The following is a 22373-nucleotide window of genomic DNA, read 5'->3' as shown; positions in this document are numbered from 1 at the left end:
CCTGCCGGCGCGGCCGATACCGGCCGCACACGGCATCGACTGGCCCACACGCTGTCGAGTGAACGGCGATCCCGATAGCGTGTGGGGGAGATGTCTGCCCGCAATCGGAACCGGACCCGAAGCCCGGCCACGCGGCGCAGGAGCGCCCTCCGCAAAGCCCTGCCGGTCCTCGTACTCTGCGCCCTCCTCGCCAGTGTCTTCGTCGTGGCCACCGGCCGCCTTCCGCTGCCCGAGCCGGGCCAGCAGCGCATCGCCTACTTCGCGGACTGGAACACCGCCAACCGCGGCTACACGATCAAGGACGTCGCCGACAGCGGCGCAGCCGCACGACTCAACCGACTCATGTGGGCGTTCGGAGACGTCAGCGCGGCGGGTGAATGCCATATCCCCGAGCGCGCCAGCCAGCCCTGGCAGATCTTCCAACGCCGCTACGACGCGAACGACAGCGTGGACGGAGAGGCCGACGAGTACGAGCAGCCGTTGGCGGGCAGCCTGAACCAGTTGCGCAAACTCCAGGACGACTACCCCGGGCTCAACGCCAGTGTCTCCCTGGGCGGATGGAACTGGTCGGTCCACTTCTCCGAGGCGGTGCGCACCCGGGAGTCGCGCGAGCGGTTCGTCGCCTCCTGCGTGGATCTCTGGCTGCGCGGCGACCTGCCTCGGTTCGCGGGCGAACCCCAGGGCGGTGCGGGAGTGGCCGCCGGGATCTTCGACGGGATCGACCTGGATTGGGAGTGGCCGGGCGGCAACGGAAACCCCGACAACACCGAGCACCCCGCGGACAAGCGCAACTTCACCCTCGTGGTGGAGGAGTTCCGCCGCCAGTTGGATGCGCTGGGCGAGGAGACCGGACGCGACTACACCCTCTCGGCCTCGCTCACCCACAGTGAGGAGACGATGCGCGAGGGCTATGAGCCGGAGGTCTTCGGTCACCTCGACTTCGCCACGGTCCAGGGGTACGACTTCACCGGTTCCTGGAGCACCACCACCGGCCACCACTCGCAGCTCTACGCCTCGGAGGAGGCGCCCGACGAGGCCAGCGCGGACCGGGCGGTACGGCGCTACCGCGACTACGGGCTGCCCGCGGAGAAGATCGTGCTCGGCTTCCCGGGGTTCGGGCGGGGATGGAACGGCGTGGGAGCAGAAGGAGCCGGTCGCTACGCCGAGGCGCAGGGGCCCGCTGAGGGGGGCTACGGGATGGCCACCGACTCCTACGCCGACCTCGAACAGCGCGCGGGCGAGCGCTTCCTCGACGACAAGAACGGCGCCTACTGGGTCTACGACGGCGACGAGTGGTGGACCTACGACACCCCGGAGGTGGTCGCGCTCAAGGGCGCCTACGCCCGCGACAACGGCCTTGCCGGTCTGATGCTGTGGAACCTGGACATGGACCCCGACGGAGAACTGGTCGAGGCGATGGACGAGTCCTTGGACTGACCGCGGCCGGTGTGCTCACCGTCGCCGCACCCGGCGCACACCGTCGCGGGCCGTCCAGGTGTCGATGGCCAACGCGTCGCCGTCCAGCGACGTCAGGGTCACGTCGGTCAGGTGCAGCAGGAACAGGTGGAAGGGACCGGCCGGAGTTCCCGGTTCCCGGTACGCCTCGATCGCCGCGGGATCCACCACCTCCACCGCCACTCCGGCGACCTTGGCGTCGCCGCCGTCCATGGAGGAGTCGCCGGTGCCCGTGTGGATCGCGAACCGGCCGTCGCGCTGGAGGTCCCGGGCCTTGCGGGCACCGGGCATCGAGCCGATGGCCAGGTCGGGGCCGTGAAAGGAGACCTCGGTGCCGCTCACCCTCGGGGATCCGTCCCTGCGCAGGGTCGCGAGGACGTGGTGTTTGTTGGCCTCGAAGCGGGTGCGGACCCGTGCGGCGAGGTCGGGCGCCTGCGCGGCGAAGGATTGCCAAGTCGTCATGGGAACCGAGTATCACCCTCCTGCCTGACATCTCCTGTCAGGCAGGACGATTTCCTACACGCCCATCTGTGCACGCAGGTGGGCCAGGGCGGTCTCGGCGCGGGAACGTATCCCCGGCGATTCGGGGTCCACGCCGTCGTCGTAGTGCACCCGCCAGACGATGTCCGCGGAGCCGGGAGAGCGTCGGGCGACGAGCCGGGCGCCCCGTGAACCGTCGGGGGTCTCCAGCAGTTCCACGTGGCTGGAGACGACGATGGTGGAGGTGACCCGTTCGAACACGGTCTCGGCGAGTCGTCCCGGCTCGGCCACCGGCAACGAGCGTTCCTGCTCGCCCGCCACGGTGAACAGCAGACCGTCCTCGCCCCAGCGGGCGTGGTCGAGGTTCTCCCAGGGAACGACTTCCCCGTCGGGCAGGTGCAGCGCCGTGGTGGTGGCGACCGCGGCTCCCTCCGGGGTGCCGGCATGGGCCAGGACCCGCTCGCCCCGTTTCAGGGCCAGTTGCTCGCGGACGTGTCTGGGCAGGGGATCGCGGTGTGGCCATCGCATGCTTCCCACGGTAGCCCCCTGCCCGTCGTTCAGCCGCGGGGCGGGGCGCCCGGTGGCCGGCCGTTGAGTTCGGCGTGTTCGATCAGGGCGGCCTCGGCGGCCTCCTCCTCGGTGGGGCGCGACAGGAAATCGCGGACCGAGGTGACGGGAAGCCGCTGGGAGACCTGGGTGTAGACGGTTTTTCCTGCATTGCTGACCTGGGCGCCCACCAGGCCCGCGGTCTCCTGCACGGCCGGGTTCTCGGTGATCCGTCGGGCTGCGCGGGTGATCTGCTCGTAGCGGGCTCGGCCTGCCTTGGTCCCGAGCACGTAGCCGACGGCCAGTCCAGCGACGAAGGTGATCCGGTAGCGCATGTGATCCTCTCGACGTGGCACGGTCGTTACGGTCGTCAGGTTACCCGGTGGTCACCTCGCGTTCGGGGAGGCGCCCGCCGCCGGCGGCGGGCGCATGGCCGCACGGTGGTGCCCGGCAGGAAAACCTGTCACGAACACCCGCCCGAGTGCGCTAATCTATTTCATGTCGCCAGGGGCCAGCCCCGAAGAAACAGGCGGCACAGCGCAATCCCGCGTAGCTCAATTGGCAGAGCAGCCGGCTGTTAACCGGCAGGTTATTGGTTCGAGTCCAATCGCGGGAGCAAAAAGCAGCCAGGCAGGACCCCCACCCTCCTCGGGTGGGGGTCCTGCCTGCGTTTCGGGGTGTTTTGCAGGGGCGTGGTCCCGCTCCATGATTCGGGCATGCGGCTCCCTTTCTCCAAAGGCGCGTTCGAACCGTGGGCCAGGGAGAAGAAACTGCTCGGGTGACGCGGGCACTGAGTCGGCGGACCATGGGTGAGGCATCGTTACGGCGCCCGGCCCCTGTATATACGCCAACCGTTTCGAGCCGTTCGTCGTCGCACCGCGGGCAAGGCCGATCACGCCGTGAAGTGCGCGGTGAGGAGATCGTTGATCTGCGGCGCACGCTCCCACGAGGCCAGGTGCGCCGCGTCGGCCAGGACCTCGAGGCGGGCCCCGGGAATCATGTCGGCGATCAGTTTCCCCTCCTCCGGGGGGACGGCGAAGTCATGCTCACCGGTGATGACGAGAGTAGGGGCGGAGATCGACCCGAGGTCCCCGCGCAGGTCCATGCACCCGATCGCCTCGCAGCAGCCTGCATAGCCCTCAACGGGGGTTCCCGCGATCATCGAGGTGAGGTCGGCGACGATCTGCGGTTCCCGTTCGAGGAAGGCGGGGGTGAACCAGCGCCCGATCACCGCGTCCGCGACCGCCCCGGTGCCTTTGGCGCGTACCAGCGCCGCCTGCGCCGCCCACCCCTCAGGCGTGCCGAGTTTGGGCGACGTGCAGATCAGGGCGAGTCTTCCCACGCGCTCGGGCGCGTGCGCGCCCAGCCACATACCGGTCATCCCGCCGATGGACAGCCCCGCGAAGTGCGCCCGCCGGGCCTTGAGCCGGTCCAGTAGTCGCAGCACGTCCGAGCCGAGGTCGGCGATGGTCCACGGTGTACGCGGCAGCGGCGACCGTCCATGCCCCCGGATGTCGTAACGCACCACCCGAAAACGTCCCGCGAGTCCGGCCATCTGCGGGTCCCACATCTCCAACGTGCTGCCCAACGAACCGCTCAGCACCACCAAGGGGGCCTCCTCCGGCCCGTCAACGGTGTAGTGCACGTCAATGCTCATCCCTGATCCTCCTTACCGGTTGCATCCGCTGCGGCGCCGGGAATCGACCGGCCTGTCGCGTGTGTTGCCCATGACCGTGACCGACTGGACTCTTCGCCATGCCCACCAGACACCGGGCGGGACCGTACGGTGGGACCGCTTCGGCAGCGGCACCCCCGTGGTCCTGCTGCACGGGACCCCTTTCTCCTCCTATGTGTGGCGCGACATCGCTCGCGGATTGGCTGCTACCCACCGTGTCCACGTCTGGGACATGCTGGGCTACGGCTCTTCCGAGCAGCGAGCCGACCAGGACGTCTCGCTCGCCGCGCAGACGGACGTGTTCGCCGATCTGCTGAGATTGTGGGAACTCCCCGCCCCCGCGGTGGTCGCCCACGACTTCGGCGGTGCGGTGGCGCTGCGAACCCATCTGCTGCACGGGGCACACTACGAGCGGCTGGCGCTGGTCAACCCGGTGGCCGTGGCGCCCTGGGGCTCCTCGTTCTTCCGTCTGGTGGGGGACAACCCCGACGTGTTCGCCGCGCTGCCACCCGCGTTGCACGAAGCCCTCGTCCGCGCGTACATCGCCTCGGCCAGCCACCGAGAACTGCCCGCCCCGACCCTGGACGCGCTCACGGCGCCCTGGCTGGGGGAGTACGGGCAACCCGCGTTCTACCGCCAGATCGCCCAGGCCCGACAGCAGCACACCGACGAGGTACAGCCCCGTTACGGCGAAATCGATCTGCCCGTACTCGTGTGCTGGGGTGAGTTCGATACCTGGATCCCCCCGGAGAAGGGGCGGGAACTGGTGGCACTCATCCCCGGTGCGCGCCTGCACATGCTGTCGGGGGCGGGGCATCTCGTGCAGGAGAACACACCCGCCCAGCTGGCTGCGGCCCTCGCCGGTTTCCTCGCACCGTAGCGAGAAGGAAGCGAGGACCCCGGCCCCGTGCTCCGCCATGTCATTCCCCCTGGTGGTCGCTGTGCCCGGGTTTCCCGTTGTCCTACCCTCCGCCACACCAACGGTTTCGAGACGGGGCCGTCATGGAGCAGGGCGGGCCCGCAGGTCTCGCGCAGGTCCCCTTTGCGTGCCGTGGGGCGCATGGGGGCGATGTCTCTTTTTGCGGGCGACTGTGCGACGCTTGATCGGCTCACCGGAAAAAAGTGAGCGGTTACTCTGGGTGAGAGTATTGCTCTTCTCCCCCTGAGCAGCTGATTTCTCCCCTCGATCACGCCCTGGCCTCCAGTGGAGGTGGTGCGCCGAATCCGGGAAGAAAAGCATCTTTCGTTGCTTTCTTTCCGGTTCGCCTGCGGGGGGGCGTTTTCTTGTGGAACATGGGACCCTATTGGTCGCGTGATGGAGCACGAACGAGTCGTGGTTTCGTGGGAAGCGGGGATCAAGAGTTGAGTCGTAGCGCTGTTGCCGGAGAGCCGACCGAGCGCGTCAGAGCAGCCGCGCCGCAGCCCACGGGCGCCGTGGAGCCGGTGGAGACCGACCCCGGGGAGGCAGAGGAGTTCCTGCGGCTCTTCCACACGGAGCGCTCCGACGCGGGGGACTTCCGCACCCGCTGGAGCCAGGTCCGGGTGGAGATCGCCCGGACCGGCACCTACACCCACACCCCTGAGGAACTGCAGTTCGGGGCCAAGGTCGCCTGGCGCAACTCCAGCCGCTGCATCGGACGCCTCTACTGGAACAGCCTCCAAGTGCGCGACCACCGGTCCCAGCGCACCCCCGCCGGCATCTACCAGGCACTGACCGACCACCTCCGCATCAGCACCAACGGCGGAGCCATCCGCCCCGTCGTCACCGTCCTTCCCCCACTCAAACCCAACGGTGAAGGCGTACGCGTCCACAACGAGCAGCTGATCCGCTACGCCGGCTGGAGCCGCCCCGACGGTTCCGTCGTCGGCGACCCCGGTCAGGCCCAGTTCACCGCCATGGCCCGCCGTATGGGCTGGACCGGCGGAAGCGGAAGCGACTTCGACCTCCTGCCGCTGGTCATCGAAGCCCCCGGACATCAGCCACTACTCGGCGACGTCCCCGAGGAACTGGTCCTCGAAGTCCTCATCACCCACCCGGAGCTTCCCTGGTTCGCCGAGCTCGGCATGCGCTGGCACGCCGTCCCCGTCATCTCCAACATGCTCCTCAGCATCGGCGGCATCAGCTACCCCGCCCCGTTCAACGGCTGGTACATGGGAACCGAAATCGGCGCCCGCAACTTCGCCGACGAGGACCGCTACAACCTCATCCCCGAGGTAGCCAAACGCCTGGGTCTGGACACCTCCCGCGAAGAAACCCTCTGGCGCGACCGCGTGCTCCTCGAACTCAACCGCGCGGTCCTGCACTCCTTCGGCGAAGCCGGGGTGACCATCACCGACCACCACACCGAGTCCCGACGCTTCCTGCTGCACCTGAAGAAGGAAGAGCGCGCAGGCCGGATCGTGCCCGCCGACTGGACCTGGATCGTTCCCCCGATGTCCAGCGGGATCACCCCCGTCTACCACCGCTACTACGACGAGGCGGACCTGCTCCCCAACTACCTCCCCGACCCCCGCGTGACGGCCCGCCAGGCCGGCTGCCCCTTCGGACACGGCGGCTGAGAGCCACCGCTGCCGACAGCCGACGCCGGGCCACCGTCCCGGTCCGGCTGTCCACCCACGCCCGCACGGTGCGCCGTCCTTGCCACCCGCCCCCGTTCGAGGGGCGCAGCCCGGCCCGACGCTAGCCTGACGGACATGGATCCGCTCCGCCCACACGTCGTACTCAGCTGCGCCATGTCCCTCGACGGCTACATCGACGATGCCTCCCCCGACCGACTGCGCCTGTCCAACGAGGCCGACTTCGACGAGGTCAACGAACTGCGCGCCCGCTGCGACGCGATCCTCGTCGGCGCGGGAACCGTGCGGGCCGACAACCCACGGCTCCTGGTGCGCTCCCCCCAACGCCAACAGCGAAGAATCGACCAAGGAACAACCGCCCACCTGGTCAAAGTCGTCCTCAGCGCCAGCGGCGAACTCGATCCCACAGCGCGCATCTTCACCACGGGAGACGCCGGCACCCTCGTCTACGTCCCCGACCCCGTGCACGCCGCCACCGCCGACCGCTTCGCCGACCGCCCCAACACCCGCATCATCGCCGCCGGAGAGCCCCTGGACCTGGCCACCGTGCTCTCCGACCTCGCCGAGCGCGGTATCGAGCGCCTCATGGTGGAGGGCGGGGGAGCGGTACACACCGCCTTCCTCACCCACGGCCTCGCCGACGAGCTACGGCTCGCCGTCGCCCCGTTCCTCATCGGCGACCCCGACGCCCCGCGCTTCGTCCACCCGGGCACCTTCACCAACCCGCCCGCCCGGCCCATGCGCCTCGTACGGACCCGATCCCTCGGCGACATCGCCGTCCTGCACTACGCGACCGACAGGAGCACCCCATGAGCGGCCCCACCGAAAACGACCTACGCCACCTGCACGCCGCCATCGAACTGTCCCGCTCCTGCCCACCGTCCGCGACGGCCTTCTCCGTCGGCGCCCTCATCGTGGACGCCCGGGACGAGGTCATCGCCGACGGCTACTCCCGGCGCGACGACCCCCACGAGCACGCCGAAGAGGCAGCCCTGCGCTCACTGGCGGCCCGCGATCCCCGGCTCGCCGGCGCCACCCTCTACAGCTCCCTGGAACCCTGTAGCACCCGCGCCTCGCGTCCGGTCCCGTGCGCTCAGCTCATCCTGGCCACCCCCGTGACCAGGATCGTCTTCGCCTGGCGCGAACCCGCGCTGTTCGTGGACTGCGAGGGCGCCGAACTCCTCCGTGCCGCAGGCCGCACGGTCGTCGAGGCCCCCGACCTCGCTCCACTCGTGCGCGAGGTCAACGCCCACCTCCTCGGCCCCTAGCCGAGCCGGTCCACCTCGACCACGTGCACGACCGCGCGCCCCTCCTCGTCGGAGGCCGCCAGATCCACCTCCGCGGTGATCCCCCAGTCGTGATCCCCGGCCGGATCGTCGAAGACCTGACGGACCTCCCACAGACCCGGCTTCTCCTCGATCAACAGCAGCTGCGGGCCGCGCGCGTCCGGACCGGTGCCCAGCGAGTCGTGGTCGGCGTAGTACTCCGCCATGGCTTCCTCCCACGCCTCGGTGTTCCAGCCGTCCTCGGCATCCAAAGCCCCCAGCTCCCAGTACCGGCGCAACGCCGCGAGCTCCACCCGACGAAACAGCTCGTTGCGCACCAGAACCCGGAAAGCCCGCGCGTTGCCCGTGACCGGCCTGGGCTTGGCCTCCACCGGGGCCGCCCCCGGCTCGTTGACCGGATTGGTCAACTGCTCCCACTCGTCCAACAGGCTGGAGTCCACCTGCCGCACCAACTCGCCCAGCCACTCGATCAGATCGAGCAGCTCCTCGGTCTTTGCGTCCTCGGGAACCGTCTGGTTCAACGCCTTGTAGGCACTGGCCAGATAACGCAGCACCAGCCCCTCAGAACGCGCCAACTCGTAATAGCCGACATAGTCGGTGAAGGTCATCGCGCGCTCGAACATGTCGCGCGCCACCGACTTCAACTGCAACGGGTGGTCGCCCACCCACGGGTGACCCCGTCGATAGACGTCATAGGCATGATCGAGCAGTTCCTGCATCGGCTTGGGGTAGGAGATCTCCTCCAACCGCTCCATCCGCTCGTCGTACTCGATCCCATCGGCCTTCATCTGCTGGACCGCTTCGCCACGCGCCTTGTTGAGCTGGGCGGCGAGGATCTGGCGCGGATCGTCGAGAGTGGACTCCACCACCGTGAGCACGTCGAGCGGATAGGTCGGCGCGGACTTGTCCAACAGATCGAACGCCGCCAGAGCGAACGTGGACAACGGCTGATTGAGTGCGAAGTCGGGCTGGAGGTCCACGGTCAGCCGCGCCGTGCGCCCCTGCGCATCGGGTTCGGGCAGTTGCTCCACGATCCCCCCGTCCAGCAACGAACGGTAGATCGCGATCGCCTCGCGGATATGGCGGCGCTGGTTGCGGCGCTCGTCATGGTTGTCGGTGAGCAAGTGCTTCATCGCCGCGAAGCAGTCACCGGGCCGCGCGATAATGCTGAGCAACATCGCGTTGCTGACCCTGAACCGCGACACCAGCGGCTCCGGATCGGCCCCGATCAGCTTCTCGAAGGTGGCCTCGTCCCAACTCACGAATCCTTCAGGGGCCTTCTTGCGCACCACCTTGCGGCGCTTCTTGACATCGTCACCCGCCTTGGCCAGGGCCTTCTCGTTCTCCACCACGTGCTCGGGAGCCTGTGCCACCACATTGCCCACCGTGTCGAACCCGGCCCGCCCGGCCCGCCCGGCGATCTGGTGGAACTCCCGGGCCCGCAACCGGCGCACCCGCGAACCGTCGTACTTGGACAGTGCGGTGAACAGCACCGTACGAATCGGCACGTTGACCCCCACCCCCAACGTGTCGGTACCACAGATGACCTTCAACAGCCCCGACTGGGCCAGACGCTCCACCAACCGGCGGTACTTGGGCAACATGCCGGCGTGGTGCACACCGATCCCGTGCCGCACGTAACGGGAGAGGTTGCGGCCGAACTTGGTCGTGAAGCGGAACGCCCCGATCTCGGCCGCGATCGCCTCCTTCTCCGCCTTGCTGCACATGTTGATGCTCATCAGCGACTGCGCCCGCTCCACCGCCGTGGCCTGGGTGAAGTGCACGATGTAGATGGGCGCCTCACGCGTGGTGAGCAACTCCTCCAACGTCTCGTGCAAAGGCGTGGTCTTGTAGGAGTAGTACAAGGGGACCGGGCGAACCGCCGACGACACCACGCTCGTGGTCCGACCGGTGCGCCGCACCAGGTCCTCCTCGAACCGGGTCACGTCGCCCAACGTCGCCGACATCAGCACGAACTGCGCCTGCGACAGCTCCAGCAACGGGATCTGCCAGGCCCAGCCCCGGTCCGGTTCGGCATAGAAATGGAACTCGTCCATCACGACGGTGCCGATGTCGGCCGACGAACCGTCGCGCAACGCAATGTTGGCCAGCACCTCCGCGGTGCAGCACACGATCGGCGCATCGGCGTTGACACTGGCGTCACCGGTCATCATGCCGACGTTGTCGGTACCGAAGATCGCGCACAGCTCGAAGAACTTCTCCGACACCAACGCCTTGATCGGCGCGGTGTAGAAAGCGCACTCGTCCCGCGCGAGCGCCGCGAACAACGCCCCAGCGGCAACCAGACTCTTACCGGAGCCCGTGGGCGTGCTCAGGATGACGTTGGACCCCGACACCACCTCGATCAGGGCCTCTTCCTGGTGCGGGTACAGCGTGAGCCCCCGCTCCGAGGCCCATGTCTCGAACGCGTCGAAAAGGGAGTCGGGTTCGGCGCCGCCGCTGGGGAGAAGATCGATGAGGCTCACCCCTCCATAGTGCCCGCTCCCCGACGTCCCCCGTCCCGACCGCGCCGCCGCGCACCCCTCAACCGAGCACCTTGCCCGGATTGAGGATGCCCTTGGGGTCGAACACCCGCTTGACCTCGCGGTGCAGCCGCATCGCCACCGGACCGAGCTCGGTCGCCAACCACGGGCGTTTGAGCAGGCCCACACCGTGCTCACCGGTGATGGTCCCGCCCAGGGCCAGGCCCAGGTCCATGATGGCGGCGAACACCTCCCGCGCCCGCTCCACCTGGCCGGGGTCGGCCGCGTCGAAGATGACGCACGGGTGCATGTTGCCGTCACCGGCATGACCCGAACACGCCGTCACCAGGCCGCTCGTCGCGCCCAGCGCGGCCACCCCCTCGACCAGCTCCGCCATTCGCCCCCGCGGCACACACACGTCGTCCACCAATACCGACCCCAGGTCCCCCAGGGCCGGCAGCAGCAGGCGACGGGCCTCCAAGAGCATGTCCGACTCCGCCGCGTCGTCAGCGGTCGCCACCTCCTGGGCGCCATGGCTGCCGAACACCTCCGCGTAGGCGGCGATGTCCCCGGACGCCAACGGTCCGCGATCGGACTGGACCAGAAGCATCGCCGCAGCCTCCTCGGGCAGTCCCATCGGGCGATGGGCGTTGACCGCGCGGATCGTCGGCGCGTCGAGCAGCTCCAGGAGCGAGGGACGGTGACCCGCCGCCATGACCCCCGCGACCGCGCGCGCCGCATCCTGCACCGAACCGAACGTGGCCACCGCGGTCAGCGCAGCCTCCGGCTCCGGGACCAACGCCAGGGTGACCTCGGTGATGACGGCCAACGTGCCCTCGGAACCGCACAGCAACCGGGTGAGGTCGTACCCGGCCACGCCCTTGGCGGTACTGCGACCGGTACGCACCACCTCCCCGCCCGGCAGGACCGCCTCCAGACCTCGCACGAAGTCGGCCGTGACCCCGTACTTGACGCAGCACATCCCGCCGGCGTTCGTGGCGACGTTGCCGCCGATCGTTGACGTCTCCCAGGAGCCGGGGTCGGGCGGATAGTACAGACCCTCGGCCCGTACCGCCCGTGAGAGGTCGGCGTTGCGCACCCCGGGGCGCACCACGGCGATCTGCTCGACCGGATCGATGCGTTCGATCGTGTTCATCCGCTCGGTGCTCAACAGCACGCAGCCGTTGACCGCGTTGGCCCCGCCCGACAGGCCGGTACGCGCCCCCTGGGGCACCACCGGGACCCCCAGTTCCTGGGCGACTCCCAGCACGTGCCGCACGTGCCCCAGTTCACCCGCGCGCACCAGCGCCGCGGGCACACCCACGGGGCTCAGCGGTGCCGCATCCTCGCGATGGCCGGCGAGAACGTCGGGATCGCTGCTCAAGACGGTGTCGGGGAGGCCGGCGCGCAGCCGGTCCAGCAGTGTCGAGTGGACGTGAGTCGTCATGTCTTCGCACGTTACTCCCGCCCCTACTCCCCGCCGATGTTCGGTGACACGGTGTGTCACCGCGGCGCCGGGACCGCCCGGGCCAGAGGTGGCCGAATCCGGCCTCCGGGCTACTGCGCGATCGAGAAAAAATGAGCCCTGTCCCCGCAGATCACCCGTGAGACGGTCCGGTCGTTACGGTGACCTCGAGAAACCCCTTGCCGGCGCTGCGGGTCGGGTTTCCCATGCCGGACCGACAATCGCGCCCGTGGCCGAGAAGACCGGTACTGCTAGAATCGCGGGCACCCCGTCAACCTGTGACTGGTTCGAAAGTATGGAGCGTCTTCGAGGTTCCAGGGTGTGGGGCCGGTAGCTCAGCTGGTCAGAGCAGGGGACTCATAATCCCTGGGTCGCGGGTTCGAGCCCCGCCCGGCCTACTCGCCGTACACATGGGAAAAGCGCCGCCGACCTGCGAGTACAGGCCAGCGGCGCTTGGTGTTTCGGCCCGGCTTCCCATGGCTCGCATCGGCCCGACGGCAGGCGGGACGACGGGGCACAAGCTGTAGGAGGCGGTGGTCGCCAGAGCGGTTACCGCGTGTTGGCCTTGCGCACCCACTGGTGCGTGCGCAACCGGTCCGCGTGGCGCCGTCTGCGGTTGGCGGTCCTGTTGTAGGCCTGCCACTCCGCGGTGCAGCCGCGCTTGTGGCACCCCGAACAGCATTCGTGTCCCATCAACAGCGCCTCGGGGGATTCCCACCGGCACCGCGTCGAGGCATCCTCCCGTAGCGGTTGCGGCGGCAGGTCGCAGGTTCCGAAACGGTGGTCGTGCACCGGCACCGCGCCGTGCTCGCGCTGGCGCACCCACAGCGGTTTGCTCTTGTCCGTGCGGGACATCTCGTTCCTTCCGGGACCCACCGTCCGTGCTCCGGACCCTCCTGGCGGACGGCTGGGGCGCCGTTTTCACCGGGACCACCTCCTACTGCGATCCGAACCGGAGAAGCATTGTAGGCACTCCTCAGCGGACCACAAGGGATGGAAGCCGATCCGGGGCGGGGACACGGGCCGGGGCCGCTGGTCGGGTCCCTCGCACAGCACCAGCGCGCTCGAAGGGCATCACCCGTGTCACCCCATTGAAAGAAAGCGAATTTGCAGGTCACGGCATATGTCGTTGGGTTACGCCGGCCAGCGTTCGCCGTCCTGTTTCTCATAGGCGGGGATCGGTTTCGGCGGCTGTTCTTGTGCGGATGGGGTGTCGAGTCGGGCTGTGACGTAACAACACTCGGCAGGGCCGACGGGGAGGATCCGGCATGGCAGAGGCAACGAACACGAGTACCGAGGCCGCGGTACGCGGCGGACTCGTCCGATTGATGTTCGGGACCATGGCGGCCCAGGTCGTCGGTTCGGCCACCCGGTTCGGGCTGCCCGACGCCCTCGGGGACGGGGTGCGTTCCGCTCCCGACCTCGCCGCCGAGAACGAGTTGTCCGTGCAGTCGATGAGGCGTCTGTTGCGTGCCCTCGCGGCCCTCGACATTCTCGCGGAGGAGAGCCCCGACCACTTCCGGCTCGCCCCTGCCGGCGCGCTGTTGCGCACCGATCGTCCGGACTCCATGCACGCACTGGTGCGGGTGTTCACCGCACCCCTGATGTGTCGGGGCTGGGAGCACCTGGACACCAGCCTGCGCACGGGCGAGACCAGTTTCGACGCGGTGTTCGGCACGGATTTCTTCGGCTACCTCAAGGACAAGCCCGAGCTCTCCGCTCTGTTCAACGCCGCGATGAGCCAGGGCACCCAAGGGCTGGCCGCGGCCGTCTCCCAGCAGTTCGACTTCGGCAGTTTCACCACCGTCGCCGACATCGGGGGCGGGGACGGCACCTTGGTGTCCGCGGTACTGCGCGCCTATCCCCACCTGAGCGGCATCGTGTTCGACACTGTCGAGGGCTCGGCCCAGGCAGTGGGCACCCTCGAAAAGGCCGGTGTGGCCGACCGTTGCCGTGTCGTCACCGGCGACTTCTTCGCGGCTGTCCCCGAGGGGGCCGACCTCTATCTGCTCAAGAGCATCCTGCACGACTGGGACGACGACCGTGCCGCGACGATCCTCGGTCACTGTCGCCGGGTCGTCCCCGAGACGGGGCGGCTTCTCATCGTCGAACCGGTGCTCCCCGAAACAGTCGAGCCCAAGCAGCAGCCGGTCTCCTATCTCAGTGATCTCAACATGCTGGTGAACGTCGGCGGCCTGGAGCGGACACGGAGCGATTTCGTCCGTCTGTGCGAGAGGGCGGGGTTCACCCTCACCGCGATCAGCCAGGCGGGCCCGGGCGCAGGACTCTGTCTCATCGAGGCCGCCCCGGCGTGAGCTGTCCGGGTCCGCCCTGTGTCCATACGTCCTCGGGCGGGTGCCTTCCCACGCCCGTGGTTGCGGGCGGGGGCGAGACGCCGGCGGGTTGGTTCCGGGCGTCGATCCGGTTGTGGGGCACGATCGCGCCGTCGTCGGTCACCGTCGGGGCCCGCTCCGTCGAAGCTGCGGTAGCGCACCGGGGTGCGGACCTCCCCGGCCGGAGGGTTCACCCTCAGGCCGGGGAGGTCGGTGCTTGGTGTCCGCGTGTCCGATCCACCCGTGGGGCCGCCGGTAACCATGGTGGGGAGGGAACGGCTGACGGATGGAGCCGGAGTCTTCTCAGTGCTGCTTGCGTCCCGCCGTCCCCGAGCGGTCGCCGCACCGGTCCGCCTGGTTCAGCGCCGCCTGTGCGGTCTCCACGATGGGGTAGACGTCGATGCTGCGTGCGACGTCGTGCAACTCCAGGAGGGTGGCGGTGATCCCGCGGGGTTCGGCGAACACACACTCCACCCCCTGCCTTGCCAGGGTGTCGTGGGCCATGCACAGTGAGCGCAGTCCCGCGGAGTCGAGGAAGGCCACGTGCGAGAGGTCGATGATGACGGGGCGGGGCAGGGCCTGACTGGATCCGCTGCGCCGGATCAATTCGCCCAGAGCCGGTCCGGTGGCCATGTCGATCTCGCCGGACAGGCGTATCACGAGGGCTTCGCTGGGATCATCTGACACAGGACCATCTCTTTTCCTGTACGACGTGCGCGGCGTGCTCCGTTGTGCGCGAGAGCGCCGTCTGCCGAAGTGTTCCGGGGCGTGGCAGGTGTTTCGCCGAGATCGGCACCGGGCCCCCTTGACAGGGTGGACCTGACCGCTGAGCAGGTCCGTTGTCGCGCTGGCGACGTGACAAGGGGGCCGGTGCCGCCGCAGCCCGGGTATGCCGTCCGCATTCCGGGCCGCCGGAGGACGACGTCCCACCGGAAGCGGGAGAAACCTACCGGACACACTCAACTTACTGAGGTTTTCGTTTTCTGGCTACTAGGACTCTGGACGGCGCGCTAAACGGACATGTCGCGGTGGGTTGAGATTGGTTGGAAAAGGCTAGTTATGACGTGTTATGCGTTAATCGCTCCCCCTATAGGGACGCGCAGCGGCCCCGTCCGGTGGACGCGGTGGCATCCGGAAAACGACCTCTCAGAAAGGCGAGTGAGCAATGACGCTCCGCCAAGACTTCCAACTGGGCCTGTTCTCCCCGAACACGGCCTCGGGGCTGTCCATCACCAAGGTCCCCGAGCGCTGGTCGGGCGACTGGGAAGACAATCTGCGTCTTGCCCTGATCGCCGAGGAGGTCGGCATCGACTTCATCCTTCCTGTCGCCCGCTGGACGGACTGGGGTCCTGATACCGGTTTTCACGAGAGCGCCCTGGAGACCCTGACCTGGGCGACGGGACTGCTGGCCGCAACGGAGCGGATCAGGGTCTTCGCGACCGTCCACACGGCCTTCCACCATCCGGTCGTCGCGGCCAAGCAGCTGGCCACCATCGACCACATCAGCCGGGGCAGGGTCGGGCTCAACATCGTCGCCGGCTGGCACGCCCCCGAGTACGAGATGTTCGGGCTGGCGCTGCCCACCGAACACGACGACCGCTATGCCCTGGCCCAGGAGTGGTGGGAGGTCGTCCACCGGATCTGGTCCGAGGACAAGCCCTTCGACCATGAAGGACGGTTCTTCGATCTCAAGCGGGTCGTGGGGCGCCCCAAGCCGTTCAACGGTTCGGCCATCCCGGTGATCAATGCCGGGTCCTCCACCCAGGGGCGCGCTTTTGCTGCCCGCAACGCCAACCACGCCTTCACTTCGGTGGGGGGACCGGAGGACGGGGCGGGAGTGGTCGAGGCGATCCGCGCGCAGGCTGGGGACAACGGCAGGGACGTCGGGGTGTTCACCTTCGGGCACGTGACCTGCCGGCCCACCCAGGCCGAAGCGGAGGAGCAGTTGCGTTACTACGCCGACGAGAACGCCGACTGGCCGGCGGTCGAGGAGGTCATGCGCATGCAGGGCCTGCACGCGAAGTCCTTCACCCCCGAGATGTTGAGCACCTTCCGCGATCGCTTCGCCGCAGGCCACGGCGGATACCCTCTGGTCGGGGACCCCGACCGGGTCGCGAGTCAGATCGTCGCGTTCGCCGAGGCCGGGTTCACCGGGATGACGCTGTCGTTCCTCGACTACGCCGGTGAGCTTCCCTACTTCGCTCAGGAAGTGCTGCCCCGGCTCGAACGCGCAGGTGTTCGCGCTGTGCACCCCCCGCAGGAGTAACCATGAGGTAAGGATTCCCTTGCAGCGGCGGGATCGGGCTCTAGTATTACTTCTCGTGAGCGCGGAGAAATCAACCCTGTCCGAACCGCCGCTGCTGACGAATTACCACCGGGCCAGCAGCACGAGGATCGAAGACCTGCACGCCGCGGTCGAACCGCTTGCGGTCGGCCATGACCTCAGGGCACTCAGCCCCGGGCACCCCCTCGACGGGGTGGTCAACGGGGCGCAATTGGGTCTGCTCAGTCTCGTGTGGGTGCGCTACGGCGGGTCCGGCGTCGTGGTGGAGACGCCGCCCACCGAGGGACACTTCGCGATGTGTGCGCCGCAGGCCCCCATGGGGGTCCGCTACCAGCGCGCAGGGTCGGCCGGCAGTACCGCCGGCAGCCTGGTGCTGTCCCAGGACGAGAAGATGTGGATGAGCCCCGACCCCGTGGCCGGGTGCATGGTCCTCGCGTCGTCCATGGGCACGCTCGAGGACCACCTGGAACTGATGACCGGCGAGCCCTCGTCCACGTCGCTTCGTTTTCTGGGGGCGGGCGATCCCACGGTGCACGGTGCGGAGGTCATCGACCAGACCTGGCGTTACGTGGTCCGGATGCTCGACGAGGTCTCCACCGGGGCCATGCATCCGATGGCGGTACGCGCCCTTGAACAGTCGCTGCTGACCACGGTTCTGCTGGGACTGCCCCACACCTCCACCGATGTTCTGCTCGCCGGACGGGGTGAGAGCCGTGGCCGGGCCGACGGCATGGCCGGGTTGCTGGACTGGTTGGAGGCCAACCACCGCAGACCCATCGGGGTCGCCGACCTCGCCCGGGCGATGGGAATGAGCATTCGCGGCCTCCAGGGAGCATGCCGCCGCACCTACGGCACCACTCCCATGGCACTGCTGCGCCAGGTCCGTCTCGACCATGCGCGTCGGGCCCTGCGTCATGCCGAGCCCACGCATGCCTCGGTCGCTGCCATCGCCCACCAGGCAGGGTTCACCCATTTGGGCCGCTTCGCCGCGCTCTACCGGCGCAGGTTCGGCGAGATGCCCTCCCAGACGATGGAGGCCACGCCCATCGCGAGCTGACCGATGCCACGCATTCCGCACCGGGGCCTTGACCTCAACCTTCCTTGAGGTTTTACCGTCGTGCTTGTCGTACCGCCCGCACATGATGGCGGTACCGAGCCAGCAGACGAGCCCGCCCCCAGGAACCGGTGATGTGCGATGAGCATGGAAGTGACCGCGTGGAACTCCCTTTACAACGCGATGCATGCACGGGAGGACCGGCGGCCCTTCTCCCGGGCCGTGCTGCGGCGCATCGGCCGGTTCGCGGGTCCGCATCGTCGCCGCCTCGCGTGGTTCCTCCTCCTCAGCGTCCTGGGAGCGGTGTTGGCGGTGGCCACACCCCTGCTCGCGGGCCGGGTCGTCGATGAGATCATCGCGGCCTCCCGAATGGACGTCGTCCTGTGGATCGCCCTTCTCATAGCGGTCATCGCGCTGGCCGAGGCCGGTCTCGGACTGGTCACCCGGTGGCTGTCGGCGACGATCGGCGAGGGCCTCATCCTGGATCTGCGCACCGCCGTCTTCGACCACGTCCAGCGCATGCCGGTGGCGTTCTTCACCCGCACCCGGACCGGTGCGCTGGTCAGCCGGCTGAACAACGACGTCATCGGCGCGCAGCGGGCGTTCAGCGACACGCTCTCCGGTGTCGTCGGCAACGTCGTCACACTGGCGCTCACCCTCGCCGTGATGGTCGGCCTCTCCTGGCAGATCACGCTGGTCGCCCTGGTGCTGCTCCCGTTCTTCGTGCTGCCGGCGCGGCGCCTGGGCGTGCGGTTGGCCCGGTTGGAGCGCGAGGCCGCCAATCACGACGCCGTGATGAGTACGCAGATGACCGAGCGGTTCTCCGCGCCCGGGGCCACACTGGTGAAGTTGTTCGGGCGGCCCGCGGAGGAGTCCGCCGCGTTCGCCACCCGGGCCCGGCGCGTCCGTGACATCGGCGTACGCACCGCGATGGTCCAGTCGGTGTTCGTCACCGCGCTTACCCTCATGTCGGCGCTGGCCCTGGCCGTTGTCTATGGTCTCGGCGGGTTCTATGCGCTCACCGGCCGGTTGGAGGCCGGAGCCGTGGTGGCGCTTGCCCTGTTGATCACCCGCCTCTACGCCCCGTTGACCGCTCTGGCCAGTGCGCGGGTGGAGGTGATGAGTGCGTTGGTGAGCTTCGAGCGGGTGTTCGAGATCCTCGACCTCAAGCCCTTGATCACCGATCGTCCCGATGCCAGGACGGTTCCCGACGGGCCGGTGGACGTCGAGTTCGATCGGGTGAGCTTCGGGTACCCCTCGGCGGACCGGGTCTCGTTGGCGTCCCTGGAGGAGGTCGCGGTCCTGGACTCCCGGGAGAGTGTCGAGGTCCTGCACGACGTCTCGTTCCGCGCCGAGCCGGGGCAGATGGTGGCGCTCGTGGGATCGTCCGGGGCCGGAAAGTCCACGATCGCGCAGCTCGTGTCGCGTCTCTACGACGCCGACTCCGGCGCGGTGCGCCTGGCCGGGGTGGACGTGCGCGACCTCTCGGCCGACTCGATCCGCCAGACGCTGGGGATGGTGACGCAGGACGGGCACCTCTTCCACGAGTCGATCCGCGCGAACCTGTTGCTGGTACGTCCGGAAGCGGGGGAGAAGGAGTTGTGGGATGTGCTGGGGCGGGCCAGGTTGTCCGACCTCATCGCGTCACTGCCCGAGGGGTTGGACACCATCGTCGGGGAGCGCGGCTACCGGCTTTCCGGCGGTGAGCGTCAGCGGCTCACCATCGCTCGGCTTCTCCTGGCACAACCGCGGGTGGTGATCCTGGACGAGGCGACCGCCCATCTCGATTCCACGTCGGAAGCCGCGGTGCAGGAGGCGTTGGGCGAGGCACTGGTCGGTCGCACCGCCCTGGTGATCGCCCATCGGCTCTCCACGGTGCGCGCCGCCGATCTGATCCTCGTGGTGGAGGAGGGGCGGGTCGTGGAACGCGGGACCCACGCCGACCTGCTGGCCGCGGGCGGCCGCTACGAAGAGCTCCACCGCACCCAGTTCGACCAGGATTTTGTGGAGCGCCCTGTCGGGTGAGCGTGCGGTTCGGCGGGGACGTTCAGGCGCGGCGGCAGGTCAGGAACAGTTGGGTCTCGGACGGAGCCTCGGCGGTGACGGGGGCATAGGTCAGTACGGTCTCCTTCTCGATGTGGAAGCCGGCCGTGCCCAGCACGACCCGGAGTTCCTCCCGGGGGTAGCCGGTGACCCTGATCCGGTTGCCGAGAAAGGGGATCGCGACGTCGTCGAGGTCGGCCTCCACCATCGACAGGCACAGCCGTCCTCCGGGCACCAGGGCGTGTCGGACGGTGGTCAACATGCGGGGAATGCGCGCCCTGGTCAGCTGGAGCAGGGAGAAGAAGGCCACGACGGCGTCGTAGCTGCCGGGTTCGGGGGAGAAGGCGGTCATGTCGGCCTGTACGAGGTGCGCGCGGGGGGCATTGGCGCGTGCGAGGTCGAGCATGACGGGCGACAGTTCCACGCCGGTGACCCGGCAGCCCGCCTCGACCAGTCGGCGGGTGGTGGGCAGGCCGGTTCCGCAGCCGAGGTCCAGGACGTTCGCGCCGGACGCCAATGTGGTCAGCAGGGCCTCGACGCACTCGATCTGCCCGGACTTGTGGGGGAAGGCTTCGTCGTAGCGGTGCCCGATGCGGTCGAAGGCCAGGGCCTGCTCCTCCTGGCGCGCCGACCACGCTGCGTCGTTGAGGTCGTGTCCCGCCGCGTCGGTGTCACTCATGGTTGACCTGTCCTCGTCGCCGTCAGCCCGGCCCCGCGGCCGTGCGCGCGTGGCAGCGATCCTACGTGAGCGCCGTGTGCCGGCGCGGCGAAAACTTCACGAATCCGTGACCGGGTCCGGCGGTCAGAGGAGTGGTGCGGCGGGCGGTGGGATCGGCGGTCGCGGTACGCGGTCCGCGGTGTCTAGGGCAGGTCCACCTGGATTTCGCCACCGAGGCGGTAGCCGTCGGCCAGCGGCAGGTCGTCACCGCTCCAGAAGCGGCCGGGGTCGTACCAGTTGGGGCGCCGGTCGTCGGGCAGCAGTCCCATCGCCTCGTAGGTCAGGGCCACGACCTCCGCGCAGTAGGCGGTTTCCAGCGCGCTCTCTTGTTCCCGGGGGGCCTTTCGCAGTCGGGGGAGGCGTCCGCGCAGCCAGCGGCCGGCCATTCGGCTGGTGGAGGGGAAGGGGGTGCCGTCCAGACGGGCCACGGTGCGCAGCACGGCGTCTTCGACCTCCCGGCCGCCGGCGGGGTCGAGCTGGCGCAGCCAGCCCCGCTGACCGTAGCGCCGGCCCCAGACGGTGACCGCGTCACGCAGGTCGTGCAACTGCACTCCGCGCTGGTGCGTCCCCGACCACATGTCGGGCAGGGAGCGGCCGAGTTCGGCGTGCCACATGAGCGGGGGAAGGTCGTCGATGACAACGGACATGCCCACGTGGTTGATCGGGCTGTTCGTGGTCATCTGGATGGCCCGGTCGGGGACACTCCTCCCGCGAAACAACCAGATGTCGCCGGTGCGGGTGAGTTCTACGGCCTGATCGAGGGTGATGCGCGTACCAGTCACGGCGCTAGCCTAGGCACATGCGTTGGTGGAAGGTAGTCGGGCTGGCCGGTATTGCGGGCGTCGCAGCGACCGGAGTGGTGATCGCTCGGGCGGAGCGTCGCAGGCGTGCCTACACGCCGGAGGAGATCCGGGACCGGTTGCGCGCCCGAGTGGCCGAGAGTGCAGTGGACGGGGTGCAGCCGTCGGAGGCCGCTACCGGCTTCGCGGTCCCTGGGGCCGGGCGCGGCACGTGGCGCGAGCGGCTCGCGGAGGCCCCGGGACGGGTGCGGGGGATGGTTTCGCGTACGGTCCGTCGCGGACCCGCGGCCAGGGCGGCCCGTGTCGTCAGGGCGAAGGCTCGCCATCGTGGTCGCGGATGAGCTGTTCCACGCCGTCCAGAACGCAGCCGAGGCCGAACGAGAAGTCGGCGTCGGTGTAGCCGGTCGCCGTGCCGTTGTCGGTGAACACGCCCGCGGTGACCGCTGCGTGCAGCGCCGGGTAGCGCTGAGGGGTGACGAACCGCCGCAAGAGCTGTCCGTAGCTGAAGCGGGCCTGTTCTTCGGGATCGGCCGACGCCTGGCTCAGTCCGGCGGCGGTTTTCGCCTCTCCGCACACGAAGTTGTTGAGCAGCATCAGGATGCCGACCTTGGTCTCCTCGGGCAGCGTCGTGGGCGACAGTGCGCGCAGCAGGCTGTCCATCCAGTCCAACTGGTTGGGGCCGAGGGGCGGTCCTTCGACCGCGATCTCCAGCATCCACGGGTGGGCGGTCAGCACGGCCAGGTAGCGCCGTGACCAAGTCTCCAGGCCGATACGCCAGCCCTTGGCCGGATCGGCTGGTTCGGGGGCGTTGCCGGACACGGCGTCCGACATCAGCAGCAGCAGGTCGTCCTTGCTCCGGACATAGCGGTAGAGCGCCATCGGCGTGACGCCGACCCGTTCGGCCACGCGGTTCATGGATACCGCTGCCAGGCCGTGGGCGTCGGCCAACTCGATCGCGGCGCCCACGATCCGTTCCAGGCTCAACCCCGGTCTCGGTCCTCGGCGCGAGGGCGGTCGATTCCCCCACAAGAGCTCGATGACGGTGGGCAGTGCGCTGTTCTGGGCCTCGTCGTGCATCGTCATCTTGCGTTCCCGGCTTTGTGGTCAACGGCCGTCGTGCGACTGTATATAGCATAGACGGTAAATATATAGAATATACATTTTGGAGCCGGCG

20 protein-coding genes and 2 tRNA genes are annotated in these 22373 nt (G+C 68.7%); 11 read left to right on the top strand and 11 right to left on the bottom strand.

Annotated features, from left to right (window positions below; all coding sequences use genetic code 11):
* Positions 1–90 precede the first annotated feature (90 nt).
* Positions 91–1437 (top strand): glycoside hydrolase family 18 protein, encoded by a 1347-nt coding sequence (locus AC0VYP_RS17730; protein ID WP_475470786.1) that lies wholly within the window; start codon positions 91–93, stop codon positions 1435–1437.
* A gap of 15 nt (positions 1438–1452) precedes the next feature.
* Here AC0VYP_RS17730 and AC0VYP_RS17725 read toward each other — a convergent pair whose 3' ends face one another.
* Genes AC0VYP_RS17725 through AC0VYP_RS17715 form a run of 3 tightly spaced genes read right to left on the bottom strand, consistent with a single transcriptional unit; the run spans position 1453 to position 2816 of the window.
* On the bottom strand, positions 1453–1917 hold the full coding sequence (locus AC0VYP_RS17725) for a pyridoxamine 5'-phosphate oxidase family protein (protein ID WP_285757187.1): 465 nt from the start codon (positions 1915–1917) through the stop codon (positions 1453–1455).
* 54 nt (positions 1918–1971) lie between these two features.
* Entirely contained in the window at positions 1972–2463 is a 492-nt protein-coding gene (locus AC0VYP_RS17720; protein ID WP_475470783.1) for a hypothetical protein, read from the bottom strand.
* 29 nt (positions 2464–2492) lie between these two features.
* Complete coding sequence (locus tag AC0VYP_RS17715) at positions 2493–2816, bottom strand: hypothetical protein (protein ID WP_285757880.1); 324 nt, start codon at positions 2814–2816, stop codon at positions 2493–2495.
* A 208-nt stretch (positions 2817–3024) separates the two neighbouring features.
* On the opposite strand from AC0VYP_RS17715, the gene AC0VYP_RS17710 reads away from it, so the two are divergent.
* Positions 3025–3097, top strand: a tRNA-Asn gene (locus tag AC0VYP_RS17710).
* Positions 3098–3373: 276 nt separating this feature from the next.
* Here the strand turns inward: AC0VYP_RS17710 and pcaD are convergent.
* Positions 3374–4138, bottom strand: a complete 765-nt coding sequence (gene pcaD / locus AC0VYP_RS17705) for a 3-oxoadipate enol-lactonase (RefSeq protein WP_285757184.1) — start codon at positions 4136–4138, stop codon at positions 3374–3376.
* A gap of 70 nt (positions 4139–4208) precedes the next feature.
* Here pcaD and AC0VYP_RS17700 point away from each other — a divergent pair, with 70 nt between their 5' ends.
* The 4 genes from AC0VYP_RS17700 to AC0VYP_RS17685 all read left to right on the top strand — a co-directional run bounded on the left by AC0VYP_RS17700 (position 4209) and on the right by AC0VYP_RS17685 (position 8001).
* On the top strand, positions 4209–5036 hold the full coding sequence (locus tag AC0VYP_RS17700; protein WP_475470781.1) for an alpha/beta fold hydrolase: 828 nt from the start codon (positions 4209–4211) through the stop codon (positions 5034–5036).
* Between the two features lie 482 nt (positions 5037–5518).
* Positions 5519–6715 carry a nitric oxide synthase oxygenase gene (locus AC0VYP_RS17695; RefSeq protein ID WP_285757181.1) on the top strand — a complete coding sequence of 399 codons (1197 nt, stop codon included), beginning with the start codon at positions 5519–5521 and terminating at the stop codon, positions 6713–6715.
* 135 nt (positions 6716–6850) lie between these two features.
* Complete coding sequence (locus AC0VYP_RS17690) at positions 6851–7546, top strand: RibD family protein (protein WP_475470779.1); 696 nt, start codon at positions 6851–6853, stop codon at positions 7544–7546.
* Positions 7543–8001: a dCMP deaminase gene (locus tag AC0VYP_RS17685; protein ID WP_475470777.1), complete on the top strand. Its 459-nt coding sequence runs from the start codon at positions 7543–7545 to the stop codon at positions 7999–8001. The genes AC0VYP_RS17690 and AC0VYP_RS17685 overlap by 4 nt, the downstream gene beginning before the upstream one ends.
* Here AC0VYP_RS17685 and AC0VYP_RS17680 read toward each other — a convergent pair.
* Together AC0VYP_RS17680 and AC0VYP_RS17675 are read right to left on the bottom strand one after the other, a co-directional pair.
* Positions 7998–10505, bottom strand: a complete 2508-nt coding sequence (locus AC0VYP_RS17680; RefSeq protein WP_475470776.1) for a DEAD/DEAH box helicase — start codon at positions 10503–10505, stop codon at positions 7998–8000. The two genes, AC0VYP_RS17685 and AC0VYP_RS17680, sit on opposite strands and share 4 nt — an antisense overlap.
* A 58-nt stretch (positions 10506–10563) precedes the next feature.
* Positions 10564–11949: an FAD-binding oxidoreductase gene (locus AC0VYP_RS17675; protein ID WP_475470774.1), complete on the bottom strand. Its 1386-nt coding sequence runs from the start codon at positions 11947–11949 to the stop codon at positions 10564–10566.
* Positions 11950–12291: 342 nt separating this feature from the next.
* On the opposite strand from AC0VYP_RS17675, the gene AC0VYP_RS17670 reads away from it, so the two are divergent.
* Positions 12292–12365: transfer RNA gene (locus AC0VYP_RS17670), tRNA-Ile, on the top strand.
* A 151-nt stretch (positions 12366–12516) separates the two neighbouring features.
* Here AC0VYP_RS17670 and AC0VYP_RS17665 read toward each other — a convergent pair.
* A complete protein-coding gene (locus tag AC0VYP_RS17665) occupies positions 12517–12822 on the bottom strand; it encodes a hypothetical protein (protein ID WP_285757134.1) in 306 nt (101 codons plus the stop codon).
* Between the two features lie 413 nt (positions 12823–13235).
* On the opposite strand from AC0VYP_RS17665, the gene AC0VYP_RS17660 reads away from it, so the two are divergent.
* Entirely contained in the window at positions 13236–14282 is a 1047-nt protein-coding gene (locus AC0VYP_RS17660) for a methyltransferase (RefSeq protein WP_475470772.1), read from the top strand.
* Positions 14283–14603: 321 nt separating this feature from the next.
* Here AC0VYP_RS17660 and AC0VYP_RS17655 read toward each other — a convergent pair whose 3' ends face one another.
* Positions 14604–14987, bottom strand: coding sequence for an STAS domain-containing protein (locus AC0VYP_RS17655; RefSeq protein ID WP_285757132.1), 384 nt, complete (start codon positions 14985–14987; stop codon positions 14604–14606).
* A gap of 478 nt (positions 14988–15465) precedes the next feature.
* Here AC0VYP_RS17655 and AC0VYP_RS17650 point away from each other — a divergent pair, with 478 nt between their 5' ends.
* The 3 genes from AC0VYP_RS17650 (at position 15466) to AC0VYP_RS17640 (ending at position 19663) form a co-directional block, all read left to right on the top strand.
* The gene (locus tag AC0VYP_RS17650; RefSeq protein ID WP_285757131.1) at positions 15466–16566 is read left to right on the top strand and encodes an LLM class flavin-dependent oxidoreductase; all 1101 of its coding nucleotides are present in this window, start codon (positions 15466–15468) and stop codon (positions 16564–16566) included.
* 55 nt (positions 16567–16621) lie between these two features.
* Complete coding sequence (locus AC0VYP_RS17645; RefSeq protein ID WP_475470770.1) at positions 16622–17641, top strand: helix-turn-helix transcriptional regulator; 1020 nt, start codon at positions 16622–16624, stop codon at positions 17639–17641.
* A gap of 138 nt (positions 17642–17779) precedes the next feature.
* Positions 17780–19663: an ABC transporter ATP-binding protein gene (locus tag AC0VYP_RS17640; RefSeq protein WP_475470768.1), complete on the top strand. Its 1884-nt coding sequence runs from the start codon at positions 17780–17782 to the stop codon at positions 19661–19663.
* 22 nt (positions 19664–19685) lie between these two features.
* Here AC0VYP_RS17640 and AC0VYP_RS17635 read toward each other — a convergent pair whose 3' ends face one another.
* From AC0VYP_RS17635 to AC0VYP_RS17625, 3 genes are all read right to left on the bottom strand, one after another.
* Positions 19686–20360: a class I SAM-dependent DNA methyltransferase gene (locus AC0VYP_RS17635; RefSeq protein ID WP_475470766.1), complete on the bottom strand. Its 675-nt coding sequence runs from the start codon at positions 20358–20360 to the stop codon at positions 19686–19688.
* Between the two features lie 182 nt (positions 20361–20542).
* Positions 20543–21181 (bottom strand): hypothetical protein, encoded by a 639-nt coding sequence (locus AC0VYP_RS17630; protein WP_285757127.1) that lies wholly within the window; start codon positions 21179–21181, stop codon positions 20543–20545.
* Positions 21182–21505: 324 nt separating this feature from the next.
* A complete protein-coding gene (locus AC0VYP_RS17625; protein WP_285757125.1) occupies positions 21506–22282 on the bottom strand; it encodes a TetR/AcrR family transcriptional regulator in 777 nt (258 codons plus the stop codon).
* Between the last annotated feature and the right edge of the window lie 91 nt (positions 22283–22373).

It is taken from the genome of Nocardiopsis sp. iso_186 (genome assembly GCF_056173365.1).
This window is presented reverse-complemented; position numbering and strand designations above follow the sequence as displayed.

Coding starts and splice junctions, on each gene's coding strand:
- AC0VYP_RS17730 (WP_475470786.1), top strand. CDS start 91: ATGTCTGCCCGCAATCGGAACCGGACCCGAAGCCCGGCCACGCGGCGC.
- AC0VYP_RS17725 (WP_285757187.1), bottom strand. CDS start 1,917: ATGACGACTTGGCAATCCTTCGCCGCGCAGGCGCCCGACCTCGCCGCA.
- AC0VYP_RS17720 (WP_475470783.1), bottom strand. CDS start 2,463: ATGCGATGGCCACACCGCGATCCCCTGCCCAGACACGTCCGCGAGCAA.
- AC0VYP_RS17715 (WP_285757880.1), bottom strand. CDS start 2,816: ATGCGCTACCGGATCACCTTCGTCGCTGGACTGGCCGTCGGCTACGTG.
- pcaD (WP_285757184.1), bottom strand. CDS start 4,138: ATGAGCATTGACGTGCACTACACCGTTGACGGGCCGGAGGAGGCCCCC.
- AC0VYP_RS17700 (WP_475470781.1), top strand. CDS start 4,209: ATGACCGTGACCGACTGGACTCTTCGCCATGCCCACCAGACACCGGGC.
- AC0VYP_RS17690 (WP_475470779.1), top strand. CDS start 6,851: ATGGATCCGCTCCGCCCACACGTCGTACTCAGCTGCGCCATGTCCCTC.
- AC0VYP_RS17685 (WP_475470777.1), top strand. CDS start 7,543: ATGAGCGGCCCCACCGAAAACGACCTACGCCACCTGCACGCCGCCATC.
- AC0VYP_RS17675 (WP_475470774.1), bottom strand. CDS start 11,949: ATGACGACTCACGTCCACTCGACACTGCTGGACCGGCTGCGCGCCGGC.
- AC0VYP_RS17665 (WP_285757134.1), bottom strand. CDS start 12,822: ATGTCCCGCACGGACAAGAGCAAACCGCTGTGGGTGCGCCAGCGCGAG.
- AC0VYP_RS17660 (WP_475470772.1), top strand. CDS start 13,236: ATGGCAGAGGCAACGAACACGAGTACCGAGGCCGCGGTACGCGGCGGA.
- AC0VYP_RS17650 (WP_285757131.1), top strand. CDS start 15,466: ATGACGCTCCGCCAAGACTTCCAACTGGGCCTGTTCTCCCCGAACACG.
- AC0VYP_RS17640 (WP_475470768.1), top strand. CDS start 17,780: ATGAGCATGGAAGTGACCGCGTGGAACTCCCTTTACAACGCGATGCAT.
- AC0VYP_RS17635 (WP_475470766.1), bottom strand. CDS start 20,360: ATGAGTGACACCGACGCGGCGGGACACGACCTCAACGACGCAGCGTGG.
- AC0VYP_RS17625 (WP_285757125.1), bottom strand. CDS start 22,282: ATGACGATGCACGACGAGGCCCAGAACAGCGCACTGCCCACCGTCATC.